Annotated in this window: 28 protein-coding genes; 6 read left to right on the forward strand and 22 right to left on the reverse strand. The window is 73.6% G+C overall.

Annotated elements, in window-relative coordinates:
* Positions 1-24 precede the first annotated feature (24 nt).
* The 7 genes from ABD297_RS12715 to ABD297_RS12745 form a co-directional block, all read right to left on the reverse strand.
* Complete coding sequence (locus ABD297_RS12715) at positions 25-1,101, reverse strand: TerC family protein (protein WP_344255317.1); 1,077 nt, start codon at positions 1,099-1,101, stop codon at positions 25-27.
* A 211-nt stretch (positions 1,102-1,312) separates the two neighbouring features.
* Positions 1,313-2,008, reverse strand: coding sequence for an NADPH-dependent F420 reductase (locus ABD297_RS12720; protein WP_344255318.1), 696 nt, complete (start codon positions 2,006-2,008; stop codon positions 1,313-1,315).
* Between the two features lie 176 nt (positions 2,009-2,184).
* Entirely contained in the window at positions 2,185-3,561 is a 1,377-nt protein-coding gene (locus tag ABD297_RS12725) for a HAMP domain-containing sensor histidine kinase (RefSeq protein ID WP_344255319.1), read from the reverse strand.
* Positions 3,558-4,430, reverse strand: coding sequence for a response regulator transcription factor (locus ABD297_RS12730; RefSeq protein WP_344255320.1), 873 nt, complete (start codon positions 4,428-4,430; stop codon positions 3,558-3,560). Before ABD297_RS12730 ends, ABD297_RS12725 begins: the two co-directional genes overlap by 4 nt.
* Before the next feature lie 57 nt (positions 4,431-4,487).
* Positions 4,488-5,018: a DedA family protein gene (locus ABD297_RS12735; RefSeq protein ID WP_344255321.1), complete on the reverse strand. Its 531-nt coding sequence runs from the start codon at positions 5,016-5,018 to the stop codon at positions 4,488-4,490.
* Between the two features lie 88 nt (positions 5,019-5,106).
* Entirely contained in the window at positions 5,107-5,667 is a 561-nt protein-coding gene (locus ABD297_RS12740) for a cysteine hydrolase family protein (RefSeq protein WP_344255322.1), read from the reverse strand.
* Positions 5,668-5,752: 85 nt separating this feature from the next.
* Entirely contained in the window at positions 5,753-6,178 is a 426-nt protein-coding gene (locus ABD297_RS12745; protein WP_425581166.1) for a VOC family protein, read from the reverse strand.
* Between the two features lie 78 nt (positions 6,179-6,256).
* Here ABD297_RS12745 and ABD297_RS12750 point away from each other — a divergent pair, with 78 nt between their 5' ends.
* The 4 genes from ABD297_RS12750 (at position 6,257) to ABD297_RS12765 (ending at position 9,426) form a co-directional block, all read left to right on the forward strand.
* Positions 6,257-7,075, forward strand: coding sequence for an AraC family transcriptional regulator (locus ABD297_RS12750; protein ID WP_344255323.1), 819 nt, complete (start codon positions 6,257-6,259; stop codon positions 7,073-7,075).
* Between the two features lie 174 nt (positions 7,076-7,249).
* A complete protein-coding gene (locus ABD297_RS12755) occupies positions 7,250-7,678 on the forward strand; it encodes a DUF2000 family protein (protein ID WP_344255324.1) in 429 nt (142 codons plus the stop codon).
* Positions 7,679-7,781: 103 nt separating this feature from the next.
* Positions 7,782-8,639 (forward strand): TrmH family RNA methyltransferase, encoded by an 858-nt coding sequence (locus ABD297_RS12760; RefSeq protein WP_344255325.1) that lies wholly within the window; start codon positions 7,782-7,784, stop codon positions 8,637-8,639.
* 151 nt (positions 8,640-8,790) lie between these two features.
* Positions 8,791-9,426, forward strand: a complete 636-nt coding sequence (locus ABD297_RS12765) for a VOC family protein (protein ID WP_344255326.1) — start codon at positions 8,791-8,793, stop codon at positions 9,424-9,426.
* Positions 9,427-9,596: 170 nt separating this feature from the next.
* On the opposite strand, the gene ABD297_RS12770 is transcribed toward ABD297_RS12765, so the two are convergent.
* The 10 genes from ABD297_RS12770 to ABD297_RS12815 all read right to left on the reverse strand — a co-directional run bounded on the left by ABD297_RS12770 (position 9,597) and on the right by ABD297_RS12815 (position 18,308).
* Complete coding sequence (locus ABD297_RS12770; RefSeq protein ID WP_344255327.1) at positions 9,597-10,613, reverse strand: hypothetical protein; 1,017 nt, start codon at positions 10,611-10,613, stop codon at positions 9,597-9,599.
* Positions 10,614-10,740: 127 nt separating this feature from the next.
* Positions 10,741-11,079, reverse strand: coding sequence for a VOC family protein (locus tag ABD297_RS12775; protein ID WP_344255328.1), 339 nt, complete (start codon positions 11,077-11,079; stop codon positions 10,741-10,743).
* Between the two features lie 31 nt (positions 11,080-11,110).
* Positions 11,111-11,698, reverse strand: coding sequence for a hypothetical protein (locus ABD297_RS12780; protein WP_344255329.1), 588 nt, complete (start codon positions 11,696-11,698; stop codon positions 11,111-11,113).
* Positions 11,699-11,721: 23 nt separating this feature from the next.
* A complete protein-coding gene (locus tag ABD297_RS12785; protein WP_344255330.1) occupies positions 11,722-14,286 on the reverse strand; it encodes a heavy metal translocating P-type ATPase in 2,565 nt (854 codons plus the stop codon).
* Complete coding sequence (locus tag ABD297_RS12790; RefSeq protein WP_344255331.1) at positions 14,283-14,504, reverse strand: heavy-metal-associated domain-containing protein; 222 nt, start codon at positions 14,502-14,504, stop codon at positions 14,283-14,285. Before ABD297_RS12790 ends, ABD297_RS12785 begins: the two co-directional genes overlap by 4 nt.
* Before the next feature lie 56 nt (positions 14,505-14,560).
* A complete protein-coding gene (locus ABD297_RS12795) occupies positions 14,561-14,842 on the reverse strand; it encodes a metal-sensitive transcriptional regulator (protein ID WP_344255332.1) in 282 nt (93 codons plus the stop codon).
* A gap of 51 nt (positions 14,843-14,893) precedes the next feature.
* Complete coding sequence (locus ABD297_RS12800; RefSeq protein WP_344255333.1) at positions 14,894-15,307, reverse strand: MmcQ/YjbR family DNA-binding protein; 414 nt, start codon at positions 15,305-15,307, stop codon at positions 14,894-14,896.
* A 70-nt stretch (positions 15,308-15,377) separates the two neighbouring features.
* On the reverse strand, positions 15,378-16,790 hold the full coding sequence (gene purB / locus ABD297_RS12805; RefSeq protein WP_344255334.1) for an adenylosuccinate lyase: 1,413 nt from the start codon (positions 16,788-16,790) through the stop codon (positions 15,378-15,380).
* Between the two features lie 119 nt (positions 16,791-16,909).
* Positions 16,910-17,701, reverse strand: a complete 792-nt coding sequence (locus ABD297_RS12810; RefSeq protein WP_344255335.1) for a VOC family protein — start codon at positions 17,699-17,701, stop codon at positions 16,910-16,912.
* Positions 17,702-17,705: 4 nt separating this feature from the next.
* Positions 17,706-18,308, reverse strand: coding sequence for a low molecular weight protein-tyrosine-phosphatase (locus ABD297_RS12815; RefSeq protein WP_344255336.1), 603 nt, complete (start codon positions 18,306-18,308; stop codon positions 17,706-17,708).
* A 173-nt stretch (positions 18,309-18,481) separates the two neighbouring features.
* On the opposite strand from ABD297_RS12815, the gene ABD297_RS12820 reads away from it, so the two are divergent.
* Together ABD297_RS12820 and ABD297_RS12825 are read left to right on the forward strand one after the other, a co-directional pair.
* The gene (locus ABD297_RS12820) at positions 18,482-18,901 is read left to right on the forward strand and encodes a YybH family protein (protein ID WP_344255337.1); all 420 of its coding nucleotides are present in this window, start codon (positions 18,482-18,484) and stop codon (positions 18,899-18,901) included.
* Positions 18,902-18,910: 9 nt separating this feature from the next.
* Complete coding sequence (locus ABD297_RS12825; RefSeq protein ID WP_344255338.1) at positions 18,911-20,260, forward strand: MFS transporter; 1,350 nt, start codon at positions 18,911-18,913, stop codon at positions 20,258-20,260.
* A 33-nt stretch (positions 20,261-20,293) separates the two neighbouring features.
* Here the strand turns inward: ABD297_RS12825 and galE are convergent, their stop codons facing one another.
* From galE to cydD, 5 genes are read right to left on the reverse strand one after another with little or no spacing between them, the layout of a single operon-like run.
* Positions 20,294-21,310, reverse strand: a complete 1,017-nt coding sequence (galE, locus tag ABD297_RS12830; protein WP_344255339.1) for a UDP-glucose 4-epimerase GalE — start codon at positions 21,308-21,310, stop codon at positions 20,294-20,296.
* A 41-nt stretch (positions 21,311-21,351) separates the two neighbouring features.
* A complete protein-coding gene (locus ABD297_RS12835; RefSeq protein ID WP_344255340.1) occupies positions 21,352-22,248 on the reverse strand; it encodes a M56 family metallopeptidase in 897 nt (298 codons plus the stop codon).
* A gap of 35 nt (positions 22,249-22,283) precedes the next feature.
* Entirely contained in the window at positions 22,284-22,694 is a 411-nt protein-coding gene (locus ABD297_RS12840; RefSeq protein ID WP_344255341.1) for a BlaI/MecI/CopY family transcriptional regulator, read from the reverse strand.
* 11 nt (positions 22,695-22,705) lie between these two features.
* On the reverse strand, positions 22,706-24,652 hold the full coding sequence (gene cydC / locus ABD297_RS12845; RefSeq protein ID WP_344255342.1) for a thiol reductant ABC exporter subunit CydC: 1,947 nt from the start codon (positions 24,650-24,652) through the stop codon (positions 22,706-22,708).
* Positions 24,649-26,391, reverse strand: a complete 1,743-nt coding sequence (cydD, locus tag ABD297_RS12850) for a thiol reductant ABC exporter subunit CydD (protein WP_344255343.1) — start codon at positions 26,389-26,391, stop codon at positions 24,649-24,651. Before cydD ends, cydC begins: the two co-directional genes overlap by 4 nt.
* Positions 26,392-26,454 lie beyond the last annotated feature (63 nt).

Consider the following 26,454-nt stretch of genomic DNA (forward strand, 5'->3'; position numbering starts at 1 on the left):
TACGGCGTATGCCGTGTGGCCGGCTCAGCCCTGCGGCACCGACGACTGCTCGTCCTCGGGCTCGCCCGCGGCCCCTGCGGACGACGCGCGCTCGGCCCGCCGGTTGCTGAGGATGCTCGTCACGGTGACGACGGCGAGGATGCCGAGGATGACGCCCAGCGAGAGCAGCGTCGGGATCTCCGGGACGCCCGGCCACACGCCGTGCGCCCAGTGCAGGACGAGCTTGACGCCGATGAAGGCCAGGATGAGCGACAGGCCGTGCCCGAGGTGCACCAGCTTGGCCAGGGCGCCCTCGAGCACGAAGTACAGCGCGCGCAGGCCGAGCAGGGCGAAGGCGTTCGTCGCGAAGACGAGGTAGGGGTCGCCGGTGATGCCGTAGACCGCGGGCACCGAGTCGATCGCGAAGACGATGTCGGTGCCGAGGATGGCGACGGCGACGAGGGCGAGCGGCGTCAGGGCGCGCTTGCCGTTCTTGCGCACCGTGAGGTTGGTGCCCTCGTAGGTGTCGGTGACGGGGTAGAAGCGGCGGATCAGCCTGACGCTGCGCAGCTGGTCGACGTCGATGCTGTGGTCGGCGTCCGACAGGGCGTCGCGGCCCACCTTGACCGCGGTCGCCAGCAGGATCGCGCCGAAGAGCAGGAAGGTCCACGCGAAGCTCGCGATCATCTGCGCGCCGAGCGCGATGAAGATGCCGCGCAGCACGAGCGCTCCGCCGACGCCGATGAGCAGCCCCCGCTGGCGCAGCTCGCGCGGCACCGCGAAGGCCGACAGCAGGATGATGAAGACGAAGAGGTTGTCGACCGAGAGCGACTTCTCGACGAGGTAGCCGGTGTAGTACTCGATGCCCTGCTGCGAGCCGTACTGCCACCAGAGCCAGCCGCCGAAGACGACGGGGATGGCGATGTAGAAGGCCGACCAGCCGATGGCCTCGCGCATGCTCGGGTCGTGCGGGCGGCGGGTGATGAGGAAGTCGACGACGAAGAGCGCCGCGATGCCGGCGATCGTCGCGATCCACAGCGTCGGTGAGCCGATCGACTCGGCCGTGGGGGCGGTGGCCGCCGAGGGAGCCTCCGTGACGGCGGAGGACAGTGCAGTGAGCATGGGTCTCCTCAGAACGATGTCTGAGGTCTCCTTCACCGACTGCCGTCGGCCGCGGACCGGGGCGGTCGTGGGACCGCCGTACTGACCGGAGCGCGCGAGGAAGTACTCCCCTCGGTGCCCAGTGTAGGTGCGCTCCGGCCAGTGCCCAAATGTCCTGTCGAGGGTGCCGGGTCAGGCTTGGCGGTCAGGGCTGGTGGTCAGGGCTGGCGGGTCAGGCCTCGCGGGTCGCGCGAGTCGCCAGTCCGGCGAGCTCGTCGCTGCCGACCCGGCGGGCGCCGGCTGCCCAGTCGCTCTCGTCGACGGCGTACTGCGTGCCGTACGCCGGCTGTCCGGGCTGGGTGCGCCACCCTTCGGCGAGCGGGCCGAGGTCGAGGGTGTCGTAGCCGAGGGCGTCGAGCGCCCGGCGCACCGTCTGCTTGGCGTCCGCGTCGTCGCCGGCGATGGCGAGGGTGCTGCGCTCGTCGGACCCGGCGTCGGCCGCCGGGCGTGCGAGGTCGCGCAGGTGCTGGAAGAAGATGTTGTTGAAGCCCTTGACGACGTGGGACTGCGGCAGGTGCGCCTGGAGCAGCTCCGAGCTCGTCGTGGTGCCGTCGTCGAGTGCCTCGATCTGGCCGTCGCGCTGCGGGTAGTAGTTCATCGTGTCGATGACGACCTTGCCGCCGAGCTCCTCGGCCGGGACGTCGCGGTAGGCCTTGAGCGGGATCGTCACGACGACGACGACGTCGCCGGCCGCTGCTGCCTCCTGCGCCGTGGCCGCGCGGGCGTGGGGCCCCAGCTCGTCCACGAGGTCCGCGAGGGTCTCGGGACCCCTGCTGTTGCTGAGCACGACGTCGTGTCCGGCTGCGATCGCGAGCCGGGCGACGGTGCTGCCGATGTTGCCGCTTCCGATGAATCCCCAGGTGGTCATGCGGTGGTCAACCGCGAGTGGCGTCGGCCCATTCCGCGCGGCGGACCGACCCGGCCATGGACCTGCGGATGATCGTGCGGATGCTGCTGCGGCTGGTGGGTGGCCGACCCGCTGTTCGCAGGACCATCGGCCCGTCCATCGGGTATGCCGTCTGCGGCCTCCGCGCCCCCCTGTCGTCAGGGGGTGGCCGGGCGGGGGAGGCGCAGGGTGAAGCGCGCCCCGCCCTCCGGTGCGTGACCGGCCTCGACCGTGCCGCCGAGCACCTGGGCCAGCCGTCCGACGATGGCGAGCCCGAGGCCGGTGCCGACGGGGCGGATGCCGCGGTAGCGCTCGTGCAGGACCGACGGCTCGAAGGCCACGGCGAGGTCGTCGTCGGTCAGCCCCGGTCCGCCGTCGCGAACCTCGACGATGTCGGCTGCGCCCTCCCGGCGGACCTCGACGACGACGGGCCGGCCGGCGGGGGTGACCCGCAAGGCGTTCTCGAGCAGGCCGTCGACGAGCTGGCGCACGCGGGCCGGGTCGGTGACCGTCCACGCGTCGGTGACGGCCGGCACGAAGGCGAAGGGGACGCCGACGGCGGCACAGCGTCGCGCCCAGACGGACTCGACCTCCCGGCCGAGGGTGACGAGGTCGGTGCGCTCCGGCGCGACGCTGGTCCGGTCGGCGCCGAGACGGGCGAGGTCGAGCAGGTCGCCGACGAGCCGCTCGAGGCGCTTCGCCTCGGTGAGCACGACGCCGCCCACCCGGGCCGTCTCCTCCGGCGGCACGACGCCGCTCGCGAGCGACTCGGCGTAGCCGCTGATGCCGGTGAGCGGCGTCCGCAGGTCGTGCGACACCGACAGGAGGAAGTCGCGCTGGCGCCCCTCGGACCGGGTCAGCGACGCGGACAGGGAGTTGAGGGCGCTCGCGACCTCGGCGACCTCGTCCGGGCCCTCGACGGGCACCTGCACGTCGCGCCGGCCGGCGGCGAGCGCGTGGGCGGCGTCGGCAGTGCGCCGCAGCGGCCTCGACAGCCGTCGGGCCACGGCGACCGAGACGATCACGGCCACGGCCGCGGCGATGAGCAGCGCCAGGAGCACGCGTCGCACGAGCCGGTCGGAGTCGGCTGTGGCGTCGGACCGGCGCTGGACCAGCACGATGCCCCCCGCGTCGGTGGGACGTCCCTCGATGAGCACCAGGGTCCCGCCGACGTCGTCGCGCGCCGAGACGGCGCCGCCGGCGAGCAGGTCCCGTTGGCGCGCCGGGGTCAAGGCAGCCCGGGCGAGAGGGCTCGTCGACGCCACGGCGCCGCCCCGGCCGATGCTCGCGGACTCGATGCCGAGGGCGCCCAGCGTGCGCACGGCGCGGTTCTGCGCGACGCGTGCTGCGGCGCCGGAGTCGGCCCGCTCGGCGGCGGCGTCGGCGATCCGCGCGAGCGTGCTCCGGGCTGCGTCGTCGACCGACGTCCGGGTCAGGCCGACCGCGAGCAGCCCGGCGAGGAGGGCGGTGAGCACGGCGATCCCGACGGCGAGCAGCACGATCCGCCGGGAGAGCGAGCCGCGTCCGGTGGTCACGGGCGGGGCCCGGAGTGGCTGGAGTCGGTCGACTTGCTCGGGTCGGCGGCGGTGCCGGAGTCGGCGGAGCTGCTGGGGTCGGCGGAGCTGCTGGGCGAAGGGCCCTCGGGAGTGGGCGGGACGCCGGGGGCGCCAGGTGCGAGGTCACGCGGAGCCCGCTCGGCGGCATACCCGACCGAGCGCACCGTCCGGATCGGGCTCGCGTCACCGAGCTTGGCGCGGACCTGCGCCACGTGGACGTCGACGGTGCGGGCACCGGCGGTCGCGGCATACCCCCACACGTCGCTCAGCAGCTGCTCGCGCGTGAAGACGACCCCCGGCCGTCGCAGCAGATGGCTCAGCAGGTCGAACTCCGTTGCGGTCAGGGCGATCTCGCGACCCGAGATCCTGACCTCGTGGCTCGTCAGGTCGAGGGAGAGCTCCCCGAAGCGCAGCACCTCCGGGGCGTTCGTCTCCCCGCGCGTGCGCCGCAGCACGCCCCCGAGACGTGCCACGAGCTCGCGCGGGGAGAAGGGCTTGGTGACGTAGTCGTCCGCGCCGAGCTCGAGGCCGACGATGCGGTCGACCTCGTCGTCGCGGGCCGTCACGAACAGGACGGGCGTCCAGTCGCCGCGACCGCGCAGGCGCCGGCACACTTCGATGCCGTCGAGCACCGGCAGGCCGATGTCGAGCACGATGGCGCTGGGCCTGAGGTCGCGGGCCGCGTCGAGCGCACTCGCGCCGTCCCCGACGACCTCGACGCCGTAGCCGGCTGCGCGCAGGTTGAGCCGCAGCACGTCGGCGATGGCAGGCTCGTCCTCGACGACGAGCACGAGTCCGCGGCCGTGGTCGGCGGGCAGGCCGGCGCGGTGGTCGGACGGGACGGTCACGCTTCGCAGCGTAGTGAGCGGGGGCGCCCCCCACGTCACGCTCGTGTTCGGATCGTGTCAGGACGCCGGCGACTCGACCGGTGCGGGGCGTTCGCTCGACTCCGCCCCACTGCGAGTGCCTGTTCCGGCGTCGGCAGCGGCGGAGTGGCGCCGGGCCACGAGCCAGCCGACGAGGCCGGCGACCACGAGGGCGACGACGAGCAGACCCCACCACGACCCGGCCTCGGCCGCGACCCACGCCTGCACCACCGCGAGCCCGACCGTCGCGTAGAGCACGGCCCAGACGACCGACCCGACGACGGCCGCCGGCACGTACCACCGCAGCGGCATCCGGACGACTCCCGCGGTGAGGTGGATGGCGGTCTGGATGCCGACGGTGAGGTAGGAGAGGGTGACGGCGAAGGGCCCGAAGCGGCTGACCAGCCGCTCGGCCCGTGCGGTCAGCTCGCCGTGCTCCCCGCGGTGGCGGCGCCAGCCGGCGATCGCGCCGCGACCCACCCAGTAGGTGCCGTTCGACCGCACCATGGCGCTCGCGAACAGCGCGAGGAGGGCCTGCCAGAAGGGCAGGGCGGCCAGCGCGTCGAGCATGGGCCCAGCCTAGGTGGCGGCAGGGCCGGGCCGTCAGGCCGGGAGCGGGCGCCCGGCAGCCGGCGACCGTCGCGCGCAGGGGCGCCGGTCAGCGCGCTCCGAAGTCGACCTCGGCCGCCGGCGTGACCTCGCCGGTGCGGCCCGGGGCGTCGGACCAGCTCCAGTACGTGTTGGTGTGGGCGATGACCTGCTCGGGGCTGACCGGCACGCCCCACTGGCGCAGGTCCTCGGTCGTGTGGGCGTCCCCGACGAGCGTCGTGTCGTAGCCGCGGACGGCGGCGCCGTGCAGCGTCGAGCGGATGCACGCGTCGGTCTGCGCCCCGGCGACGACGAGCCGCCCGACCTGCCGCTCGGCGAGGAGCGTCTCGAGGTCGGTGTCCTCGAACGAGTCGCCGTAGCGCTTGTGCACGACCGGCTCGGTGTCGGCGAGCGTGAGCTCGGGGACGAGCTGCCACCCGTCCGAGTCGCGGGCCATCTGGTCGTCGGAGTGCTGCACCCAGATGACGGGGACGTTCTCGCCCCGCGCCCTGTCGACGAGCGTGTTGATGCGGCCGATGACGCCGTCGCGGTCCCAGGCGTCCGCGACCACCTGGTTCTGGACGTCGATGACGAGCAGGGCCGTGTTGGGCCGTCCTTCGAGAGTGGTCATGGTCTCGAGCGCCTCCCGGGTCGTCGGTGCGTCTTCGCTGTCCGTGCTCTCGCACGCTACGCCGGCACTCCGACAGCCGGGGCGTTCACGGTGCGACGAGCAGGCAGAACGGGTGGCCGGCCGGGTCGGCCAGGACGACGAGCGGCTCCTCCTCGTCGTCGGTGCGGTCGAGCAGCACGTGCGCCCCGAGGGCGACGGCCCGCTCCCGGTGCCGGTCGAGCTCACCGACCGACGGCACGGCGTAGTCGACGTGCAGCTGCATCGGCACGTCGTGCGATGGCCACGTCGCGCGGGGGAGCGGGCCTTCGACCCGCTGGAAGGCCAGTCGGCGCACCCCGTCGGCGTCGAGCAGCACGAGCCAGTCGGCGTCGTCCCGGCCCTCCACAGGCGGCTCGTCGCCGGGCCGGTAGTGCAGCCCGAGCAGCTCGCGGTAGAACTCCGCGAGACCGCGGGCGTCCTCCGTGTCGAGCGCGGTGTGCATGAGTCGCGGGTATGCCGTCTGCTCCGCCACAGGTCCTCCTCAGGCCGCCCGGGCCGTTCTCGCCGGACGACCTCACCCTAGGAGCGTGCTCGGGGTTACGGTGCCGGAGTGGAGGTCCCGACCGATCGCACGCTGTCGTGGCGGCCCGCCGTCGCGGGTGTCGCGGAGGTCTTCCACGCGCAGTGGCACGACCACGCCTACCCGGGCCACACCCACGACACGTGGACCCTGCTCGTCGTCGACGACGGCGTCATCGGCTACGACCTCGACCGGCACGACCACACGGCCGTCCGCTCCGGCGTGACGCTGCTGCCGCCGCACGTCGTCCACGACGGCCGGGCGCTGACGTCGGCGGGTTTCCGCAAGCGCGTCGTCTACCTCGAGGAGGACGTCATCGCACCCGACCTCGTCGGCCGGGCCGTCGACGCCCCGCTCGTCCCGGACGCCGACCTGCGTCACGCGGTCTCGCTGCTCGACCGCGCCCTCGTCGCCCGCGACGACCTCGAGGCCGAGTCGCGCCTCGCCCTCGTCGTCGAGCGCCTCACCGCCCATCTCGTATGCCGTGTCGCCGAGCCTGCGACCACCGCCCGGTCCGCGGGCGTCCGGCTCGCCGGTGGCCGGGTCGCGGCGCTGGCGCGCGAGAGGTTCGACGCGGACCCGGTCGGCACCGACGGCATCGCCGCGGTTGCGGCCTCGCTCGGGGTCACGACACCGCACCTCGTGCCCTCGTTCGTCACGGCATACGGCATCGCCCCGCACCAGTACGTCGTGGGCCGTCGGCTCGACCTCGCCCGACGGCGACTGCGCGACGGCGTCCCGGCAGCCCTCGTGGCGACCGAGTCCGGCTTCTACGACCAGGCGCACCTGACGCGCCACTTCAAGCGTTTCCTCGGCACGACCCCCGGCCGCTACCAGCGCGGCACCTGACGGCACGGACGGCCGCGACGCGGCCACCCGGCATACGTGATCGGGCGTGTGGTCGGGCGCCCGCTGTCGTGGGGCGACACCACCTGCGCGATCTCGCGCCCGACCTGCCGCCCGGACTGCCGAGGATCAACGACGTACAAGACGGTGGTCGCCACCGCGCCGGACCATCGGCGCATGAGCGACCTGCTGACCCCGCCCTTCGACACCAAGATCGCCGTCCTCGTCCGTGACGACCTCGAGCCCTGGCAACGCCTCAACGTCACAGCGTTCCTCGTCAGCGGCGTCACCGCGGCCCACCCGGAGCTCGTCGGGGAGCCGTATGCCGACGGTGACGGGCACTCCTACCTGCCCCTGCTCGGCATGCCCGTCCTCGTCTTCGAGGGCGCGGCTGCGACGATGACCTCGGCCCACGAGCGGGCGCTCCGTCGCGGCACGGCGCTCGCCGTCTACACGCGCGAGATGTTCGCGACCGGCCACGACGCCGACAACCGCGCCGCCGTCGCGGGGGTCCCCGCCGCCGACCTCGACCTCGTCGGCCTCGCGCTGCACGCCCCGAAGAACGCCGTCGACCGCATCCTCAAGGGCGGCCGCCTGCACCCGTGACACGGACTGCGCTTCGTGTCACGGGCGGCCGTTCGCCCAGCAGCCCGTGACACGAAGCGCAGGTCGTGTGGCGAACCGGCGTCAGTGGGATGCTGGGCGCGCCATGACGAACCCGACGCACCCCACCCGCGAGCTGACCATCACCTCGGCCGCCAACCCCCGCCTCAAGGCGCTCCTCGGCCTGCGCCGCCGGCGCACCCGCGAGGAGACCGGCCAGACGCTCGTCGAGGGCTACGAGGAGATCGGCCTCGCCCTGTCGGCCGGCGTGCGCCCCGGCACGGTCTACGTCTGCGAGGAGCTCTTCAGCCCCGCCGGCCGCGCCGGGTCCCAGGACATCGGCCACCAGGTCGACCTGCTCGCGCGCCTGCGCGACGACCGCGTCGAGGTCGTGCACCTCAGCCGCGGCGCCTTCGAGAAGGTCAGCTACCGCGAAGGCCCCGACGGGCTCATCGCCGTCGTCGACCGCATCGGCGTCCCGCTCGCCGACCTGCGCGTCGACGGCCCCGACCACCTGACCCTGCTCAGCCAGGGCGTCGAGAAGCCCGGCAACCTCGGCGCCATGCTCCGCACCGCCGACGCCGCCGGGGTCGACGCGGTCATCGCGGCCGACCCCGTCACCGACTGGGGCAACCCCAACGTCGTGCGCGCGAGCAAGGGCACCGTCTTCGCCGTCCCGGCCGCGAGCGCCACGACGGCCGAGGCCCTCGAGTGGATCCGCGCCAACGACATCTGCCTCGTCGTCACGACCCCCGAGACCGACCTGCTCCACACCGACGTCGACTACACCGGCCGCGTCGCCATCGCCGTCGGCAGCGAGAAGCACGGCGCCGACCGCACCCTGCTCGACGCTGCCACGCACCGCGTCCGCATCCCCATGTTCGGCTTGGCCAACAGCCTCAACGTCGCCGCGTCGGCCGCGATCGTGCTCTACGAGGCCGTCCGCCAGCGCGACGCCCGCTGACCCGGCACCCCCTGAGGGCGCCGTCGGGAGCCCGCGAGACGGCATACGCGATGACGTTCAGGTTTCATCCATGTGACGGGTGTGGCGAGCCCCGCAGCCGGTGGGGAGGGGTGGTCAAGAGCACCCCTTCGCGTGTGTCACGATGTTCTGTATGCGAGTTGACCACGTCTCTTATGCAGCGGAGGCTGGTGGCCTCAAGGCCACGGCCGCCCGCCTGTCCGAGCTCATCGGCGTCGCGCCGGTCGACGGCGGGGTGCATCCCCGGTTCGGCACGCGCAACGTCATCTTCCCGCTGGCCAAGGACCACTACCTCGAGGTCGTCGAGGTCCTGGACCACCCGGCCAGCGACAAGGCCCCCTTCGGCCAGGCCGTCCGTGCCGCCTCCGAGGCCGGCGGCGGCTGGCTCGGCTGGGTCGTCGCCGTCGACGACATCAGCGTCGTCGAGGAGCGCCTCGGCCGCGAGTCGGTGCCCGGCAACCGGCACCGTCCCGACGGCACCGAGCTCAAGTGGCGCCAGCTCGGCATCAAGGGCCTCATGGCCGACCCCCAGGTCCCCTACTTCATCGAGTGGGACGACATGACGGTGCACCCCTCCGCGGGCGCCGACACGTCGGTCTCCATCGACAACCTCCAGATCGCCGGTGACCCCAAGCGCGTGCGCGAGTGGCTCGGCCCGGAGGACACCTTCGACAAGGGCGGGATCGACTTCACGTTCGTCGCGCCGCACGGCACGCCCGGCCTGCTGTCGGTCACCTTCGACACCCCCGGCGGCAAGGTCACCATCTGACCCGCCCTCAACTCGCACGCGAACGGCGGTCACCCCTCTGGGGTGGCCGCCGTTTCGTCGTCCCGAGGGCGTATGCCGTGTCGCGCGCCGCCGCGGTCGTGCCCGGTTTGCCGGGGTGGCCGGGTCAGGGTGCCCGGATGCCCCAGGAGCCGGTGCACGAGGCTCGACGGTCAGCTCCGTGGGTGGGGGAGGCTTCGCCCGGCGCCGTCCCTCGACCTCGAGGCGCGAGCGACGAGGAGCGTGCCGACGGCACCGACCGCCGCCGCGACGACGACAGCCACGAGCGGCGCCGCCGGTGGAGGACCCCCCGCGGTGAGGTTCGCCTCCAACGAGCCGCCGAGCACGCGGACGCCGTCGGCGAGCAGCTCGGAGAGGGCGTCGCCACGGATCGGTGTGCCGCGCAATGCCTCGAGCACGTAGCGCATCGCCGTCAGCGCCGACGCGGTGACGACGAGCAGGCCGAGCGAGCAGGCCCAGGCGGCGACGCGGGCCACGGGGTGGGACCGTGCGGTTCGCGTCAGTGCCAGGCCGACGGCGGCACCGGATAGGGCGGCGATCAGCGTCGACAGCCACGTCGGGCCCGGTGACCCGACGCCGGCGAGCACGACCCGGCCCAGCCAGTCGGCGACGAAGACGGCTGCCGGCGCTGCCGCCACGGCCCGGACCGCTGCGCCGGCGAGGGACACCGTCAGGCCGAGGGCGAGGCCGAGCAGCGCACCCGCGACGGTCACCGCGACGAACGCCAGACGCACGCGGTCGGCCGTCGCGCCGGAGCCGCCGAGGTCGGGGTCGGGGGCAAGGGTCTGGACGACCGACCAGCCGGCCCCGAGCAGGGCGCCGAGCGTCGTCAGTGCGGCGAGGACGAGGCGTCGCGAGCGACGGGCGGTGGCGCACCAGGGGGCGCTCCCGGCCAGGATCCCGGCCACGACCGCGACGACGACGAGCAGCGGCAGCAGCTGGTGGTGGTACGGCAGCAGGGCGTCGCGCAGGTCGTTGCGCGGGTTCCACGGCGTGCCGAAGGTGCCCTGCCGCGATCGCGTGACGAGCCACGGCAGCAGGCCGACGAACCAGCCGAGCAGGGCAGCGACCGGCACCACCCACGGGCTGGACCAGAGCCCCGCTCCGAGCCGTGTCCCGCGGTCCTCGTCCGGCGGCGCCGGGCGTGATGCAGTCGTCGTCGACGTCACCGTCTGACCTCCCCTGTCGTCACCGACGACCGGTCCGCCGTCGGAGACCCGAGCCCACCAGAGCGGGCCGCGTGCGTCAAACTGCGGATGCGACTCGGCTCGGTTCGGGTCGGCTATCGACGCCGCGTCAGGACTCGACGCAGAACTCGTTGCCCTCCGGGTCGGCCATGACGACCAGGTCCCCGTCGCGGCCGATGACCGTCGCGCCCAGGGCCGTGAGGCGGTCCACCTCGGCCTCGACCGAACCGACGGCCCGCAGGTCGAAGTGCTGCCGGTTCTTCGCGGTCTTGCCCTCGGGCACGGGCTGGAACCACAGGGTCGGCCCACCCCAGCCGGCCGGCTCGACCCACGCTCGCCGGTCCGTGCTGTCCTCGTCGACGTTCGAGCCGAGCGCAGCGGCCCAGAAGCCCGCGAGCCGCAGCGGGTCGGAGCAGTCGAACGTCACCGACTTCACGAAGGCCACCATGCCCCGAACCTAGGGCACCGCCGTCGCGATCTCAGGTCGACGGCGCCCTGACCGACGAGTCCCACGCCCACTGGGTCAGGCGCGGCCGGTCCGCGAGGGCGGCGCGACCGGTGACGTGGAGCAGCACCTCCGAGGGGTCGCCCTGCGGCGCGTCGGGGAAGAGACGCTCGAGGACGGGGGAGCAGCACTCCGCCGGCGGTGCCCAGTCGAGTCCCAGGCCCCGGGTGGTGTCGTAGCAGTGGACGAGCACCTCGACGACCCCCATCGCGGCGAAGCCCTCCGGGTCCGAGGTCCCGTAGGGGTGCCAGGCGCGGGCCTCGGCAGGCATCGAGTCGACAGCCAGGGCCAGCAGCCGACCGCACATCTGCACGGCGCGCAGGATCTCGGCGTTGCCCGCCGACGGCTCGATCACCGCCTCGATCGGGAGGTAGCCCACTTCCGGCTGGGCGATGACCTGGGACGCGTAGGAGAAGAGGTCGTCGGCGAGGTGGGCCGCGGTGGCCAAGCAGGTCCAGTCGAGGTCACCGGCCCGCACCTCCCAGCCGAGGTCGGCCGCCGGGAGCAGGACGGCCTGCATCTCGAGGCCGGCACGCTGCACGAGGTCGCTGAGGACTGCCACGGCGCAGGAGCCTAGAGGAGATCTCAGCGGCCCCAGCGCTTGAGGCGCAGCGAGTTGCTGACGACGAGCACCGACGACAGGGCCATCGTCGCCCCGGCGATCATCGGGTTGAGCAGGCCGAACGCGGCGAGCGGGATGGCGGCCGTGTTGTAGCCGAACGCCCACGCGAGGTTCTGCTTGATGATGCGCAGCGTCTCGCGTGAGAGGCCGATCGCGTCGCCGACCGCGTCGAGGTCGGGGCGCACGAGCACGATGTCGGCCGAGTCCATCGCGACGTCGGTGCCGGAGCCCATCGCGAGGCCGAGGTCGGCCTGGGCGAGGGCGGCAGCGTCGTTGACCCCGTCGCCGACCATGGCGACGACCCGCCCGGCCTTCTGCAGCTCGGTGACGACGGCGTGCTTCTGCGCCGGCAGCACGTCGGAGCGCACGTGGGCCGGGTCGATGCCGACCTGCTCGGCGACGCTGCGGGCGTTGGAGGCGCTGTCACCCGTCAGCAGGTAGGGGGTGAGGCCGAGCGCCCGCAGCCGTTCGACGGCGGCCCGGGACGAGTCGCGCACGGTGTCCTCGACGGTGAGCGCGGCCTGCGCGACGCCGTCCCAGCCGACGAAGACCGTCGTGCCCGCGCTGGCACGGGCGTGCTCGAGCAGCTGCGGGTCGACGCTCTCGAAGAGGACGGCCTTGCCGACGGTGACCTCGGTGTCCTTGATGCGCGCGGTGGCGCCCTCGCCGGGGTTGGCCTCGAAGTCGTGGATGCGGGGCAGCTCGAGCCGGGCGAGCCTGGCGCCGGCGACCACGGCCTGGGCGATGGGGTGCTCGCTGCCGAGCTCGACCGCCGCCGCCGCGGTGAGCGCTGCCTTCTTCGACAGCCGGCCGCGCACGGCGATGCTCCGCAGGCGCAGCTCGCCGGTCGTGACGGTGCCGGTCTTGTCGAGCACGACGGTGTCGACGCGGCGGGTGTCCTCGAGCACCTGGGGGCCCTTGATGAGCGTGCCGAGCTGGGCGCCGCGACCGGTGCCGACGAGCAGCGCCGTCGGTGTCGCGAGCCCGAGCGCGCACGGGCAGGCGATGATGAGGACCGTGACGGCGACGGCCAGCGCCGTGCCGAGGTCGTGCCCGGTCGCGAGCCACGCGACGAAGGTGACGAGCGCGAGCACGAGGACGACGGGCACGAAGACCGCCGAGACGCGGTCGGCGAGGCGCTGCACGTCGGCCTTGCCCGTCTGCGCGGTCTCCACGAGCCGCTGGATGCCGGCCAGCATCGTGTCGGCGCCGACCTTGCGGGCCTCGACGACGAGGCGTCCCGTCGTGTTGATCGAGCCGCCGGTGACGCCGTCGCCGGGGGTGACGTCGACCGGGGTCGACTCGCCGGTGACGAGGCTCGCGTCGACCGCGCTCGAGCCGTCGAGCACGACGCCGTCGGTGGCGACCTTCTCCCCGGGTCGCACGACGAACTGGTCGCCGACGACGAGCTGGTCGACGGGGATGCGCACCTCGCTCGTGATCCGGGACTGCGGGTCGATGCGCAGCACCGAGACGTCCTTGGCGCCGAGGTCGAGCAGCGACCGCAGGGCGTCCTTGCCGGAGTCCTTGGCGCGCGCCTCGAGGAAGCGGCCGACGAGCAGGAACGTCGTGACGACCGAGGCGACCTCGAAGTAGAGGTGCATGCCGCCCTGCAGCAGCTCGACGACGGAGTAGCCCCACGCCGCGAGCACGCCGAGCGAGACGAGGGTGTCCATCGTCGAGGCGAGGTGGCGGGCGTTGACGGCCGCGGCGCGGTGGAAGGGCCATGCGCACCAGAAGACGACGGGCGTGGCGAGCGGCAGCTGCAGCCACGGGCTCGCGCCGAACGACGGCAGCACCATGGCGAGCAGCAGCACCGGGACGGTCAGCGCGATCGCGACGACGAGCCGCGGCCGGAGCACGTTCTGGGCCGGGGTGTGCCCGAGGTGGTCCTCACCCCCGGCGCCCGCGTGCGCGCCGGAGTCGTGCGCCGAGCCCGACGACACGGTCGATGGCGTATGCCGGGTGGCCGCCTGGGTCGATGCCGCTGGGGCCGTCCGTGCCTGGGTCGAGGACGGCTGGGTCGAGGACGGCTGAGTCGAAGGCGTCCGGTTCGGGAGCGACTGGGCCGACGGCTCCGGCGCGGGGCGGACCCTCTGGCGGGCCAGCTCCTGGGCGCGCAGCTTCTCGAGCAGCGCTCCGGCCGCGGGCCTGGCCGGACCACCGTCCTCGGGACCGGCAGAACCGGCCGGCCCGGCGGGCCCGGCGGGGGCACTCTCGGGCGACGCGGCATACGGAGTCTGCGAGGCGGTCGGCGAGGAGGCGGGGCGCGAGCCGTCGATGACGGTGGCGCCGTAGCCGGTCTTCTTCACCTCGGCGACGATCTGCTCGATCGTGACGGGCGCGTTGAAGGAGACCAGCGCCTTCTCCGTGGCGAGGTTGACGGTCGCGGACTCGATGCCCGCGACCTTGGCGAGCTTGCGCTCGATGCGGGCCGAGCAGGAGGCGCAGGTCATGCCGGTGATGGCGAGGCGAACCTCGTCGGGAGTCCGTTCGGTCGTCGTCACCGGTGCCCGGCCCTCGCTCATCGGAGGCTGTAGCCGGCCTCGGCGACGGCGTCGGCGACGACGGCCGGGTCGAGGGGGGCCTCGCTCGTGATGGTGACGGGGGAGTCCTCACCGGGGTGCAGGTCGACCGCGACCGCGACGACGCCGGGCAGCGCCGACAGCTCGCTGCTCACGGCGTTGGTGCAGTGGCCGCACGTCATGCCGGCGACGGTGATCTCGGTCTGGGTGGTCTGGCTCATCGGGTGCCTCCTGGGCGGACGGGGTCGGTGGACGTCGGTGGGCGTCGGTGGGGTGCTCAGCTGCGCACGAGGCGGGCGATGGCGTCGGCGGCCTCGCGCACCTTCTCGGCCGCGGCCTCATCGGACTCGCGGGCGGCGTCGACGACGCAGTGCGCGACGTGGTCCTCGAGCAGGCCGAGGCTGACGGCCTGCAGCGCCTTGGTGATCGCGCTGACCTGGGTCAGGATGTCGATGCAGTAGGTGTCGGTGTCGACCATCTTCTGCACGCCACGCACCTGGCCCTCGATGCGGCGCAGCCGCTTCAGGTAGTCGTCCTTGCTGCCGGTGTATCCAGCCATGGCACCTCCCTCGTCGTTGGCAACACCATACCCCTGCGGGGTATTCCGGTCCTACGGTTGCAGACTCTCGAGGTGCTGCCGGGTGAGTCGCTTGGGCGCGCGGACGAGCCACGCGTCCGTCACGACCTCCCGGACCTCGTCAGCCGTGAGCCGGCCGAGGTCGCGCTCGAGGAGGAGCACGGCGTTGTAGCCGTTCCAGTGGGGCGTCGTGAACCACGGCGAGTCGGGGTCGCCGACCATCGCCTCCTTGTCCTCCGCCGTGCACCGGAAGACGAGGACGTCCTCGTAGGGCTCACCAGTCTGCGGGTCGTGGGCGTCCTTGCGGGGCTCGCGGGCGAAGGCGAAGGTGGCGCCGTGCACGGCGTAGGCGGGGCGGCCCCCGCTCGCGGGGTCGCGCGTCACCTCGGGCAGCGCGAGGGCGGCCTCGTCGATGTCGCGGAGCGTGGCGGCGCGTGGGCGGGACATGCCTTCACACGCTAGCCGGTCGACCCCTCACCGGGGGAGGGGTCGACCGAGGTCGGGTCGGTGTGTGCCGTCAGGCGAGGTAGTCGTCGACGAGCCGGCTCGCGAGCGCGGTGTAGGTCTGCGGCGTCAGCGCGACGAAGCGGGCCTCGACGTCGGAGGGCAGGCCGAGCCCGCGCACGAACTCGCGCAGGTCGTCGCCGTCGATGCGCCGGCCGCGGGTCAGCTCCTTGAGCCGCTCGTAGGGCTCTTCCATGCCCGGGACGCCTTGCGCACCAAGGGCTCTCATCGCCGACTGGATGGGCTCGCCCAGCACCTCCCAGTTGGCCTCGAGGTCGGCGGCCATGCGCTCGGGCACGGCGTCGAGACCGGCGAGGCCACGGGCGACGTTGTCGAGCGCGAGCATCGAGTGACCGAAGGCGGTGCCGATGTTGCGCTGCATGCTCGAGTCGGTGAGGTCGCGCTGCAGGCGGCTCTGCACGAGGGTGCCGCCGAGGACGTCGAGCAGGGCGTTGCTCACCTCGAGGTTGGCCTCGGCGTTCTCGAAGCGGATCGGGTTGACCTTGTGCGGCATGGTGCTCGAGCCGACGGTGCCCTGGCCGCGTACCTGGGCGAAGTAGCCCATCGAGATGTAGGTCCACACGTCGGTGCAGAGGTTGTGCAGGATCCGGTTGAAGCGGGCCACGTCGGCGTAGAGCTCGGCCTGCCAGTCGTGGCTCTCGATCTGGGTCGTCAGCGGGTTCCACGTCAGGCCGAGGCCCTCGACGAAGGCGCGCGACACGGCCGGCCAGTCGACGTCGGGCAGCGCCAGGGCGTGGGCGCCGAACGTGCCCGTCGCGCCGTTGAACTTGCCGAGGTACTCCTGCTTCTCGATGCGGCGCAGCTGGCGGCCGAGGCGGTGCGCGAGCACCGCGAGCTCCTTGCCCATCGTCGTCGGCGTCGCCGGCTGGCCGTGGGTGTGCGCCAGGAGCGGGACGTCCTTGAGCTCGCGCGCCAGCTCCGAGACCTGCGCGACGAGCGCCTGCGCCTTGGGCAGCCACGCCTGGTCGACCGCGCCCTTGACCATGAGGGCGTAGGAGAGGTTGTTGATGTCCTCGCTCGTGCAGCCGAAGTGGATGAGCTCCGCGAGGCCCTTGTCCTCGTCCGCCGGGGCGATCGCCGTCAGGCGCTTCTTGAGGAAGTACTCCACGGCCTTGACGTCGTGGACGGTGACCCGCTCGATCTCGCCGAGCTCGGCCACCTCGTCGGTGCCGAAGTCGTCGACGACCCGGCGCAGGGCCGCGACCTCGCCGTCGGTGAGGCTGCGCACGCCCGGCACGACGCCGTGGCTCGTCTGGTGGATCAGCCACTCGATCTCGACGTGCACGCGCTGCCGGTTCAGGGCCGCCTCCGAGAGGTGGTCGACGAGCGGCGCGACGGCGCCGCGGTAGCGACCGTCGAGCGCCCCGAGCGCGATGGGCGGGGTTGCGTCAGCGAGCGAAGCCATGCCCACATCCTCCCAGAGCGGGGGGAGTGGTCCGTATGCCGTCCGCCGCGCTCGGGAGTGCGAGCGCGGTCCCGGGCACACGGCATACGCCATCGGTGCCGACAGCCGGCTGGGCCGCCTCAGTCGAGGTCGGGCACGAGGAGCGAGAAGACCTCTCCCTCGGGGCCGGCCAGCACGGCGCCCATGCCGTAGGGGCCGTCGAACGGTCCCTGGAGCAGACGGGCGCCGAGGTCGAGGGCGCGGGCCACGCCGGGCACGACGTTGCGCGTCGCGAACGAGGCGACCCAGTGCGGCGGGATCTCCTGCGGCCACTCGTCGTCGATCTCGGCCAGCCCGAAGGCGGGGTTGCCGTCACCGGTGTGCGCCGTCGCCCAGCGCGGGCCGCCGGGCTCGGTCTCGTCGGTGAACTCGTGACCGAAGACGGACAGGGCGAAACCCTGCACGCGGTCGTAGTCGCGGGTCAGCAGCTCGTTCCAGGTGAGCGACCCCGGCTCGTCGAGGACCCCGCTGCCCGGCAGGTCCCCCGGCTCCCACACGCCGAAGTAGGTCCCGCCGGGGTCGACGGCGATGAGCGTGCGCGAGAGGGCGCCGATCGAGACCGGGCGGCCGAGCGTGCGCCCGCCGTAGGCGTTGATGGCGCGGGCCGCCACCTCGAGGTCACCGACGCGCAGGTAGGTCGTCCACTGGCTCGGGATCGGGGCGCCGTCCGGCTTGCGGCTGATGCCGGCGACCGGGTGGCCGTCGAGCAGCGCCATCGTGTAGCCGCCCGTCGACGGGTCGCCGCTCAGCCACTGCCAGCCGAAGAGGTCGCTGTAGAACGCCTTGGCGCGCGGGACGTCGCTGACGAGCAGGTCGACCCAGCACGGGGAGCCATAGGGGTAGTCGGGCACGGTGAGGTTGAGGTCTCGCATCGGGTCAGGGCTGCCCCGGGTCCGTGCGCTGCGCATGGTCGGGCCGGCCGTTGCGGGTCTGGGCGTGGTGCTGGGCCGCGATGCGGCCGTCGTACTGGCCGTCGTGCTGGCCGTCGATCCGGCCCTGGACGTGGTGGAGGATGCCGCGGCAGGCGGCCTCGACCTCGGCGAAGCACCGTGCGAAGTGCTCGGTGTCGCCGTACCAGGGGTCGCCCGTCTCGAGGGTGCCGGCCGCGACGGCCTCGGGGTCGAACTCGCGCACGAGCCTGATCTTGCCGCGGTTGTCGGGGGTGCGCGCGAGCCGGGTCAGGGTGCGCACGTGGCCCTCGTCGGAGGCGAGCACGAGGTCGAGGTCGTCGAACTCGTCGGGGTCGAACTCCCTGGCCCGGTGCCGCGAGCCGTCGTAGCCGTGCCTCGCGAGCACCTCGACGGTGCGCGGGTCGGCGTGCTCGCCGACATGCCAGTCGCCGGTGCCGCTCGAGCTGACGCGGACGTGGTCCGACAGCCCGGCGTCGTCGACCATGTGCTGGAGGATCACGTGACCCATGGGAGACCTGCAGATGTTGCCGCTGCACACGAAGGTGACGTGGAGTGGGCGAGACGACATGGTGCCCATTGAACACCGCGAACCGCGCACCGAGGCCCGAAGCGAGGGGACTCCTCGTGTCCGATCTCTACCGATACCCGTGGAGGGCGCCACGACGGGCGTCGGGAGGGTGCTGGTGGGGCGCAGGAGGCGGCCGGACCGTCGCTGTCGGTGGCCGGTGACACGGTGTGCCCATGACGACGCGCACGCACCCGACCGGCCCCGGGGCCGAGGCGCCCGAGGCCCTCGAGTCCCGTCTCGCAGCCTGCGTCGCCGCCGGCGACGTGGACGGGCTCGTGGGGCTGTATGCCGCTGACGCCGTCGTGAGCCTCCCGCGCGGTCGCGAGGCGGCGGGCTCCGCCGCCATCCGCGAGGCCTTCGCCGCGGCGCTCGCGGCCGGGGTCCTCGGCGGCGACGAGGCGGCCGTGAGCTCGCGGGCGGTCGTCACCGGTGACCTGGCGATGACGACGTCGACCACCGCCGACGGGCGCGTGCGCACGCAGGTCGCGCGTCGCACGGCCGACGGACGCTGGGTGTGGGTCCGTGACGGCTCGCGACTGCGCGAGGTCGAGGCCTGCCTGCCCGCGCTGCGGGGCGCGCTGGCGGTGGCGTAGTTTCGCTCCGTGACAGACGCACCTCCCGGCCCTGAGGCACCGGCACCGGCCGGGGGCACGCGTCGCTCGCACTTCGTCGACCTGACGCCGCTGCGGGTCAGCCCCGCCTTCGCCCGGCTCTGGTTCGGCAACACCCTCGCCGGCATCGGCACCTTCGTCACCAACACGGCCGTCGGGCTGCACATCTACGACCTGACGCGCTCGACCTTCATGGTCTCCCTCGTCGCCTGGTTCTCGCTGCTGCCGATGATCGTCGCCGGCCTCTACGGCGGCGCCATCGCCGACCGCTTCGACCGGCGCACCGTGGCCCTGTCGGCCTCGACGGTCGCGTGGGCCTCGACGGTCGTGCTCGCGACCATCGTGTGGCTCGGCGCCGAGCAGGTGTGGATGTTCTACGTCATCACGACCGTCAACGCCGTGGCGGCGACGATCGCCTCGGCGACCCGACAGGCGATCACGCCGCGCCTGCTGCCCAAGGAGCAGCTGCCCAAGGCGGCGGCGCTGCTCGGCATCTCGGCCGGGGTCATGGTCACGGTCGGACCCGGCATCGCCGGGGTGCTCGTGGCGCGGGCCGGCTACGCCTGGACCTACACCGTCGACGTCGTGCTCTTCTTCGCCGGCTTCTTCGGCCTCTGGACCCTGCCTCGCATCCGACCCGAGGGCGAGCACGCGCCGGCCGGCGGGTTCCGTTCGGTCGTCGACGGGCTCGCGCACCTGCGTCGGGCGCCGAACGTCCGGATGAGCTTCGTCGTCGACATCATCGCGATGACCTTCGGGCAGCCGATGGTGCTCTTCCCTGCCGTCGGGGCGATCGTCATCGGCGGTGGCTCGGTCACCGCCGGCATCCTGCTCGCGTCGTTCGCCGTCGGCGGCATCCTGTCGAGCCTCGGCTCGGGGCGCGTGACCGGGCTGCGCTGGCAGGGCAGGGCGATCCGCGACTCGATCGTCGCGTACGGCCTCGGCATCCTCGGCTTCGGGGTCGTGCTGGCGGTGACGACCCTCGGCGGCTTCGCCGTCTCCTCGATGGACTTCGGCGACGTCAACCGGTGGGCCCTCGCCGGTGCGGCCCTGTGTCTCGCCGTCTCCGGCGGCGCCGACAACATCAGCGCGATCTTCCGCCAGTCGATCCTGCAGGCGGCGGTGCCGGACCACCTCCGCGGCCGCACCCAGGGCGTCTTCACCGTCGTCGTCACCGGCGGGCCGCGGCTCGGGCAGATGTTCGCCGGGACGCTGGCCACCCTGACGGCCACGTGGGTGCCGTCGGTCGTCGGTGGCGCGCTCGTCGTGGTCCTCGTCGTCGTGACCGTCGCGCGCGTCACGTCCTTCCGCGACTACGACGCCCTCGACCCCCGCCCCTGACGGGGACGGGCGCGGACGGGGTCTGTCGGTCGGTCAGGCGTCGGGGTAGCCGGTGGGGTTGGCGCTCTGCCAGCGCCACGTGTCGACGCACATGTCGTCGATCGTGCGCGTCGCCCGCCAGCCCAGCTCGTGGTTGGCCTTGGTCGGGTCGGCGTACGACACCGCCACGTCACCGGCTCGACGGTCGACGACCCGGTAGGGCAGCTCCCGCCCGACCGCCCGCTCGAAGGCGTGCAGCATCTCGAGCACCGTCGTGCCGTGGCCGGTGCCGAGGTTCCACACCCCGACCGGCTCGTCCATCGAGCCGAGCTTCGTCAGCGCGGCGAGGTGGCCGGCGGCGAGGTCCTCGACGTGGATGTAGTCCCGGGCCCCGGTGCCGTCGGCGGTGTCGTAGTCGTCGCCGTAGACCTGGAGGTACTCGCGGCGGCCGACCGCGACCTGCGAGATGTAGGGCACGAGGTTGTTGGGGATGCCCTGCGGGTCCTCGCCCATCTTGCCGCTGACGTGGGCACCGACCGGGTTGAAGTAGCGCAGCAGCGCGAAGCGCATGCTCGGGTGGGCGACTGCGACGTCGCGCAGGATCTGCTCCTGCATGACCTTCGTCCAGCCGTAGGGGTTGGTCGCCGAGGTCGTGCGGTCCTCGGTGGCGGCCTCCTGGTTGGTGCCGTAGACCGTCGCGGAGGAGCTGAAGACGAGCTTGTCGACCCCGTGGCGGCGCATGGCGCGCACGAGGGAGAACGTCGAGCCCAGGTTGTTCTCGTAGTACTCGAGGGGCAGTTCGACGCTCTCGCCGACGGCCTTGAGGCCGGCGAAGTGGATGACGGCGTCGATCTTCTCGTTGGCGAAGAGGTGCTCGGTCTTGTCGTGGTCGGTCAGGTCGAAGGCGTGCACCGGCAGGTGCGTGCCGGTCAGTGCCTCGAGACGGTTGACCACCGTCGGCTTGCTGTTCGCGAAGTTGTCGACGATCAGGACGTCGTGCCCCGCCGCGACGAGCTGGACCACCGTGTGCGAGCCGATGTAGCCGGCTCCGCCGCTGACGAGTACGCGCATGGCGCCACCCTATCGAGCCCACCCCGCGGGCCGAGGACGTCTCAGACGAGGGTCAGCTCGGCGATCGCGGCGGAGTAGAGCACGACGGGGAGGGCGACGAGGACGACCGACACGGCATACATCCCCGCGGCGGCCACGGGCAGCGGCAGCCCGCCGATGCGTTCGGCGTCGAGCAGCCCGATCCGCGCGGTGGCGACCCGGGTGCTGTCGGCCATCGCCATGGCGCCCGCGGGCTTGGGCCCGCCGGCCATCGCGACGATGGCGCGTCCCGTGCTGACGGGTCCGGCGTGCCGCACGGCCGCCCGGTCGGCGAGGACCTCGATGAGCAGGTGCACCTCGCGCAGGGCCGCGTCGCAGCGCAGGAAGCCCGGCATCGCCTCGTGGACGACGGTGAAGAACTCCATGACGAGGTCGTGCCGGGCGCTGAGGTGAGCACGCTCGTGGGCCAGGACCGCCGACAGCTCGTCGGGTCCGAGCCGGTCGAGGGTGCCCTGGGTCAGCACGACGCGGCGGCGCACGCCCGGGACGCAGTAGGCGGTCGGCGTCGTGTGCTCGAGCACGCGCATGTGCCGGTCGGCTCCCTCGCCGGGCACGCCGAGGAGGTCGACGAGGTCGCGGTGGCGCCGGCGGGCGGCCCGGAGGTTGCGGCCGACGCGGTCACCCGACAGGAGCAGGCGCACGGCGACGACCCCGCTGAGCGCGGCGGCGACGGCGACCACGGCCCAGTGCTCCGACAGCCGCACCTGACGGCCGACGAGGAGCGGGATCGCAGCCGGGGCCGCCAGCAGGGCCGCGAGCACCGCGGCGACCGCCGTCGACTGCCACAGCACGAGGGCCGCCCGCGGGGCGCGCCGCAGCTCCGTCGCCCGGGCGAGGGCACGCGGCACCGGCCACGCGAGCAGGATCGCGAGGACGACGAGGGCCGCGACGAGGAGCACAGGACCAGTGTGGAGGCTCGGGGTGCGGTCGGGGGTCAGCCGGCCAGACCGGGGCGGCGCGCCTCGAGCTCGGCCAGGGCCGCCTTGAGCTCGTCGATCTCCTCGGGCGTCGACTCGTCGAGGAAGTGGAGCAGTGCCGTGCGGCGCTTGTCGCCGGCGAGCTCGCCGAGGGTGTGGTGCAGTGACTCCGACGTCAGCTCGGCGCGGGTCGAGGCGGCGGTGTAGCGCCAGGCGCGGCCGTCGCGCTCGCGGTTGACGAGGTCCTTCTTCGCCATCCGGTCGAGCACGGTCATCAGGGTCGTGTAGGCGAGCCCGCGCTCGACCCCGATGGAGTCGTGGACCTCACGCACGGTGCGGCCCTCGGGGTGGGCGTCGGCGGTGTTCCAGAGCTCTTCCATGACGGCGCGCTCGAGGTCGCCGAGACGGTTCTTGGGGGTGCTGGGCATGGCGGTCCAATCTACCGACGTGGCGGGTCGGGTTCGTGCGTGCGGTTGTCCGGCCGGACGTCCGGGTCTGCGGTGTCGTGTGCGGTGCTCGGTGACATCGTCGCCGATGGGCGGCGGCGCACCTCGACGACGCGGTCGAACAGGTCGGCTCCGTCGTCGCGGTGGGTCACCATGATGATCGTCTGCCCGGGCAGGTCGGTGCCCGACACCGGGTTCGTACCCGGCGCCCCGGTGCGTCCGGTCAGGTCCTCGACGACGGCGCGGGCCGTGGGCGGGTCGAGGTGGGCGACGGGCTCGTCGAGGAGCACGACCGGTCGCCGGCTGACGTGGGCGCGGGCGACGCCGAGGCGGGTGCGCTCGCCGCCGGAGAGCCCACGGCCCGCGGCTCCGAGCGTCGTGTCGAGGCCGTCGGGGAGGCTCTCGACGAGGGGGCCGAGCCCGGCTGCTCGAAGGGCGTGCGCCATGGCCGCGTCGTCCGCGTCGGGTCGGGCGAGGGCGAGGTTGGCGCGCAGCGAGGTGCTGAAGACGTGCGTCTCGTCGTCGACGACGGCGATCCGGGAGCGGGTCTGCTCGAGCGGCTGGTCGAGGGCGTCGCTGCCGCCGAGCCGGTAGGTGCCGCCGGACGGGTCGAGGTGGCGCGCGAGGACGGCGAGCAGCGTCGACTTGCCGCTCCCGTTGGGTCCGGTGATCGCGATGCGGCTGCCGGTCGGAACGTCGAGGTCGACCGGGGCGAGGTCGGTCTGCACGCCCGTCCACGAGGCCGTGAGCCCGCGCACCTCGATGTCACTGCTGGCGTATGCCGTGTGCCCGGGTCGGGTGCCGGGCGTGCCGTCGTCGAGGTGGCCGGGGTCCCCGGAGGTGCGGGACGCGTCACGGCCGGGGGAGGTCCCGGCGGCGTCGTGGGTGTCGGTCCCGGTCCCGGTGTCGGTCCCGGTGTCGGCGAGGGCGACGGCGGGGGTGAGGTCGAGGAGCGCGTCGATGCGGCGCTTGCTGCCGCGGGCCCGGGCGAGGGCGCGCATCGCGTCGACGAGCGGGGTGATCGCCTCGGAGACGGCCACCGGCGTCAGGACGAGCAGGGCCTTGACGGGGGTCGAGACGGAGAGACCCGAGGCGACCACCGCGCTGACGGCGACGGCCGCGCCCACCGCGACGAGGAAGAGGGAGCCGGCGGTCGCGCGGCCGGCGCTGATGCGCCGGGTGACCCGGTCGAGGGAGGCGTGGGCGTCGTCGAGCCAGCCGAGCGTGGTGTCCCAGCCGCCGACGGCACGCAGCTCGCCGGCCTGGCTCGCCATGAGCTCGCTGACTCGGGTGACCTCGGCGCGAGCCGCGAGCAGCTCCGGGAGGGAGCGGGACTCGAGGCGAACGGCCAAGGCGCTGACGAGGGTGACGACGACACCGAGACCGAGCAGCACGAGGCCGACCGGCAGGGCGAGCGCCATGGTCAGCGCGATGACGATGCCGCCGGCGACCGCGGTCGAGATGACGGGGACGGTGACGCGCACCTGGGCGTCGACGACGTCGGTGAGGTCGTCGACGACACCGGTGAGCACGTCGGCGCGGCGGCGGCGCCCGAGTCGGGCCGGTGTCAGCGGGATCAGCGCCTCGTAGGCGGAGGTGCGCCGCTCGGCGAGCAGCCGGAGGGCGGCGTCGTGGCTGGTGAGGCGCTCCCAGTAGCGGAACGCCGGCCGGGCCATGCCGAAGGCCCGCACGGCGACGATGGCGGTGAGCAGGGTGAGGATGACGGGGCGCTCGGAGGCGCGCACGATGAGCCAGCCGCTGGTGGCGGTCAGGGCCATGCCCGAGGCGGTCGCGATGCCGCCGAGCAGGCCGCCGCGGACCGTGCCGGCCGACGGCCACCAGACCCGCCGCTGCGCACCGGCGGTTCGAGGTGATGCCGGCACCGACGTCGGGTGCGCGATCACCTCGACGCGCGGGTCGGGGGAGGACGCAGTGCTCATCGTGCAGCCTCCTCTCCCGCGGTTCGAGGTGATGTCGACGGTGACGTCGCTGCCGCGATCACCTCGACCGGGGAGGCGTCTGCGGAGGCGAGGACGAGGTGGTGGTCGGCGTGGGCGAGCAGCTCGTCGCGGTGGGTGACGGCGATGACGACGCGGCGCTCCGCGAGCTCGGCCACGACGGCGGCGACGTGCGCCGCGCCCTCGGGGTCGAGGTGGGCGGTCGGCTCGTCGAGGAGCAGCAGCGTCTCGGGGGCGAGCCAGGCGCGGGCGAGGGCCAGCCGCTGGCGCTGCCCCGCCGACAGGCCGAAGCCGTCGTCGCCCAGGTCGGCCGAAAGGCCACCGGGCAGCGCAGCGACGACGCCGTCGACCTCGACCGCCCGCAGCGCCTCCCACAGCTGGTCGTCGGTGGCCGGGTGGCCGATCGTCAGGGCGGAGCCCACCGAGCCGGTGGCGAGGAAGGGCCGCTGGGTGACGTAGTGCGACGACGGGGCCTGCACGGTGCCCGCACCCGGTCGGCGCAGTCCGGCGACCAGGTCGAGCAGCGTCGACTTGCCGACGCCCGAGGGGCCGGTGACGACCGTGAGCCCGGGCCCGGCCACGAGGTCGAGGTCACGGATGACGGGGACGGGCGACCCGGCATACGCGTAGGTGACGCCGGTCAGGCGCACCCGCCCGACTTCTCCGCCACCCCCAGGCCCGCTACCTCCCCGACCGAACGCGGCGTTCGACGGCGAACTCAGTGTTCTGACAGCGCTTTCGGCACCGAACGCGGCGTTCGGTGCGGAAAGCGGGGTGGGGGTCGGGGTGGGCTCGAGCTGGGCGAGGATCGCGTCGAGCGCGACCGCGCCGTCGGCGGCGGCGTGGTACTCCGCGCCGACGCGACGCACCGGCCAGTACGCCTCCGGCGCGAGCAGGATGGCGACGAGGGCCGGCCCGAGCGCCATCGAGCCGGTCGAGAGGCGCAGGCCCACGGTGACGGCGACGATGGCGACCGAGATCGTGGCGAGCAGCTCGAGCGCGGCGGAGGACAGGAAGGCGATGCGCAGCGTCTCCATCGTCGCCCGCCGGTGCCGGTCGCTGACCTCGCGCACCGTGGTGACTTGGCGGCGGGCGCGGCCGTAGGTGACGAGCGTCGGCAGGCCCCGGACGACGTCGAGGAAGTGGCCCGACAGCGCCGCGAGCGCGGCCCACCGGCGCTCCGTCGACTCCGCCGTCGCCTTGCCGATGAGGGCCGCGAAGACCGGCAGGAGCGGCAGGGTCAGCACGACGACGAGGGCGCTGGGCCAGTCGACGACGACCAGGGTCGCGATGGCGAGCGCGGGCACGACCGCCGCGGTCACGAGCGTCGGGAGGAAGCGGGCGGCATACGGCTCCACGGCCGCCGTGCCGGCGGTCGCGAGCGACACCGCTGCCCCGGGCTCGAGCCGGGCGTCCGCGTCGACCGTGCCCCAGCGGCGCAGCAGCGCAGCCCGCAGCGCCGACGACACGGAGACCCCCGCCCACGCCGCGACCCACTCGGTGGCGGCGGCGAGCACGGCCCGCACCGCGAAGAGCGCGAGCAGCCACGCGAGGGGACTGGCGAGGTCATACCCCTGCACGACGGCCACGACGACCGCGGACAGCGCGAAGGCGGTCGCGATCGTCGCCAGGCCGGTCGCGATGCCGGTGGCGGCGAGGACGGCGACGGGCCCCCGGGCGGCAGGGACCGCCCGGAGGAGACGTGGGTCGAAGGGCTTCACCGAGTCCGTGCTCTCTTCAGTGTCGTGCGGAGGTCGTGCGTCGGGCGGGGACGTGGTGCCGTC

It is taken from the genome of Terrabacter carboxydivorans, from assembly GCF_039532035.1.
GTDB lineage: Bacteria > Actinomycetota > Actinomycetes > Actinomycetales > Dermatophilaceae > Terrabacter > Terrabacter carboxydivorans.

Coding starts and splice junctions, on each gene's coding strand:
- ABD297_RS12790 (WP_344255331.1), bottom strand. CDS start 14,504: ATGAGCCAGACCACCCAGACCGAGATCACCGTCGCCGGCATGACGTGC.
- purB (WP_344255334.1), bottom strand. CDS start 16,790: ATGGCTTCGCTCGCTGACGCAACCCCGCCCATCGCGCTCGGGGCGCTC.
- ABD297_RS12795 (WP_344255332.1), bottom strand. CDS start 14,842: ATGGCTGGATACACCGGCAGCAAGGACGACTACCTGAAGCGGCTGCGC.
- cydC (WP_344255342.1), bottom strand. CDS start 24,652: ATGAGCACTGCGTCCTCCCCCGACCCGCGCGTCGAGGTGATCGCGCAC.
- ABD297_RS12815 (WP_344255336.1), bottom strand. CDS start 18,308: ATGTCGTCTCGCCCACTCCACGTCACCTTCGTGTGCAGCGGCAACATC.
- ABD297_RS12785 (WP_344255330.1), bottom strand. CDS start 14,286: ATGAGCGAGGGCCGGGCACCGGTGACGACGACCGAACGGACTCCCGAC.
- ABD297_RS12755 (WP_344255324.1), top strand. CDS start 7,250: ATGAGCGACCTGCTGACCCCGCCCTTCGACACCAAGATCGCCGTCCTC.
- ABD297_RS12720 (WP_344255318.1), bottom strand. CDS start 2,008: ATGACCACCTGGGGATTCATCGGAAGCGGCAACATCGGCAGCACCGTC.
- ABD297_RS12765 (WP_344255326.1), top strand. CDS start 8,791: ATGCGAGTTGACCACGTCTCTTATGCAGCGGAGGCTGGTGGCCTCAAG.
- ABD297_RS12810 (WP_344255335.1), bottom strand. CDS start 17,701: ATGCGAGACCTCAACCTCACCGTGCCCGACTACCCCTATGGCTCCCCG.
- ABD297_RS12800 (WP_344255333.1), bottom strand. CDS start 15,307: ATGTCCCGCCCACGCGCCGCCACGCTCCGCGACATCGACGAGGCCGCC.
- ABD297_RS12735 (WP_344255321.1), bottom strand. CDS start 5,018: ATGCTCGACGCGCTGGCCGCCCTGCCCTTCTGGCAGGCCCTCCTCGCG.
- galE (WP_344255339.1), bottom strand. CDS start 21,310: ATGCGCGTACTCGTCAGCGGCGGAGCCGGCTACATCGGCTCGCACACG.
- ABD297_RS12820 (WP_344255337.1), top strand. CDS start 18,482: ATGACGACGCGCACGCACCCGACCGGCCCCGGGGCCGAGGCGCCCGAG.
- ABD297_RS12740 (WP_344255322.1), bottom strand. CDS start 5,667: ATGACCACTCTCGAAGGACGGCCCAACACGGCCCTGCTCGTCATCGAC.
- ABD297_RS12840 (WP_344255341.1), bottom strand. CDS start 22,694: ATGCCCAGCACCCCCAAGAACCGTCTCGGCGACCTCGAGCGCGCCGTC.
- ABD297_RS12775 (WP_344255328.1), bottom strand. CDS start 11,079: ATGGTGGCCTTCGTGAAGTCGGTGACGTTCGACTGCTCCGACCCGCTG.
- ABD297_RS12715 (WP_344255317.1), bottom strand. CDS start 1,101: ATGCTCACTGCACTGTCCTCCGCCGTCACGGAGGCTCCCTCGGCGGCC.
- ABD297_RS12760 (WP_344255325.1), top strand. CDS start 7,782: ATGACGAACCCGACGCACCCCACCCGCGAGCTGACCATCACCTCGGCC.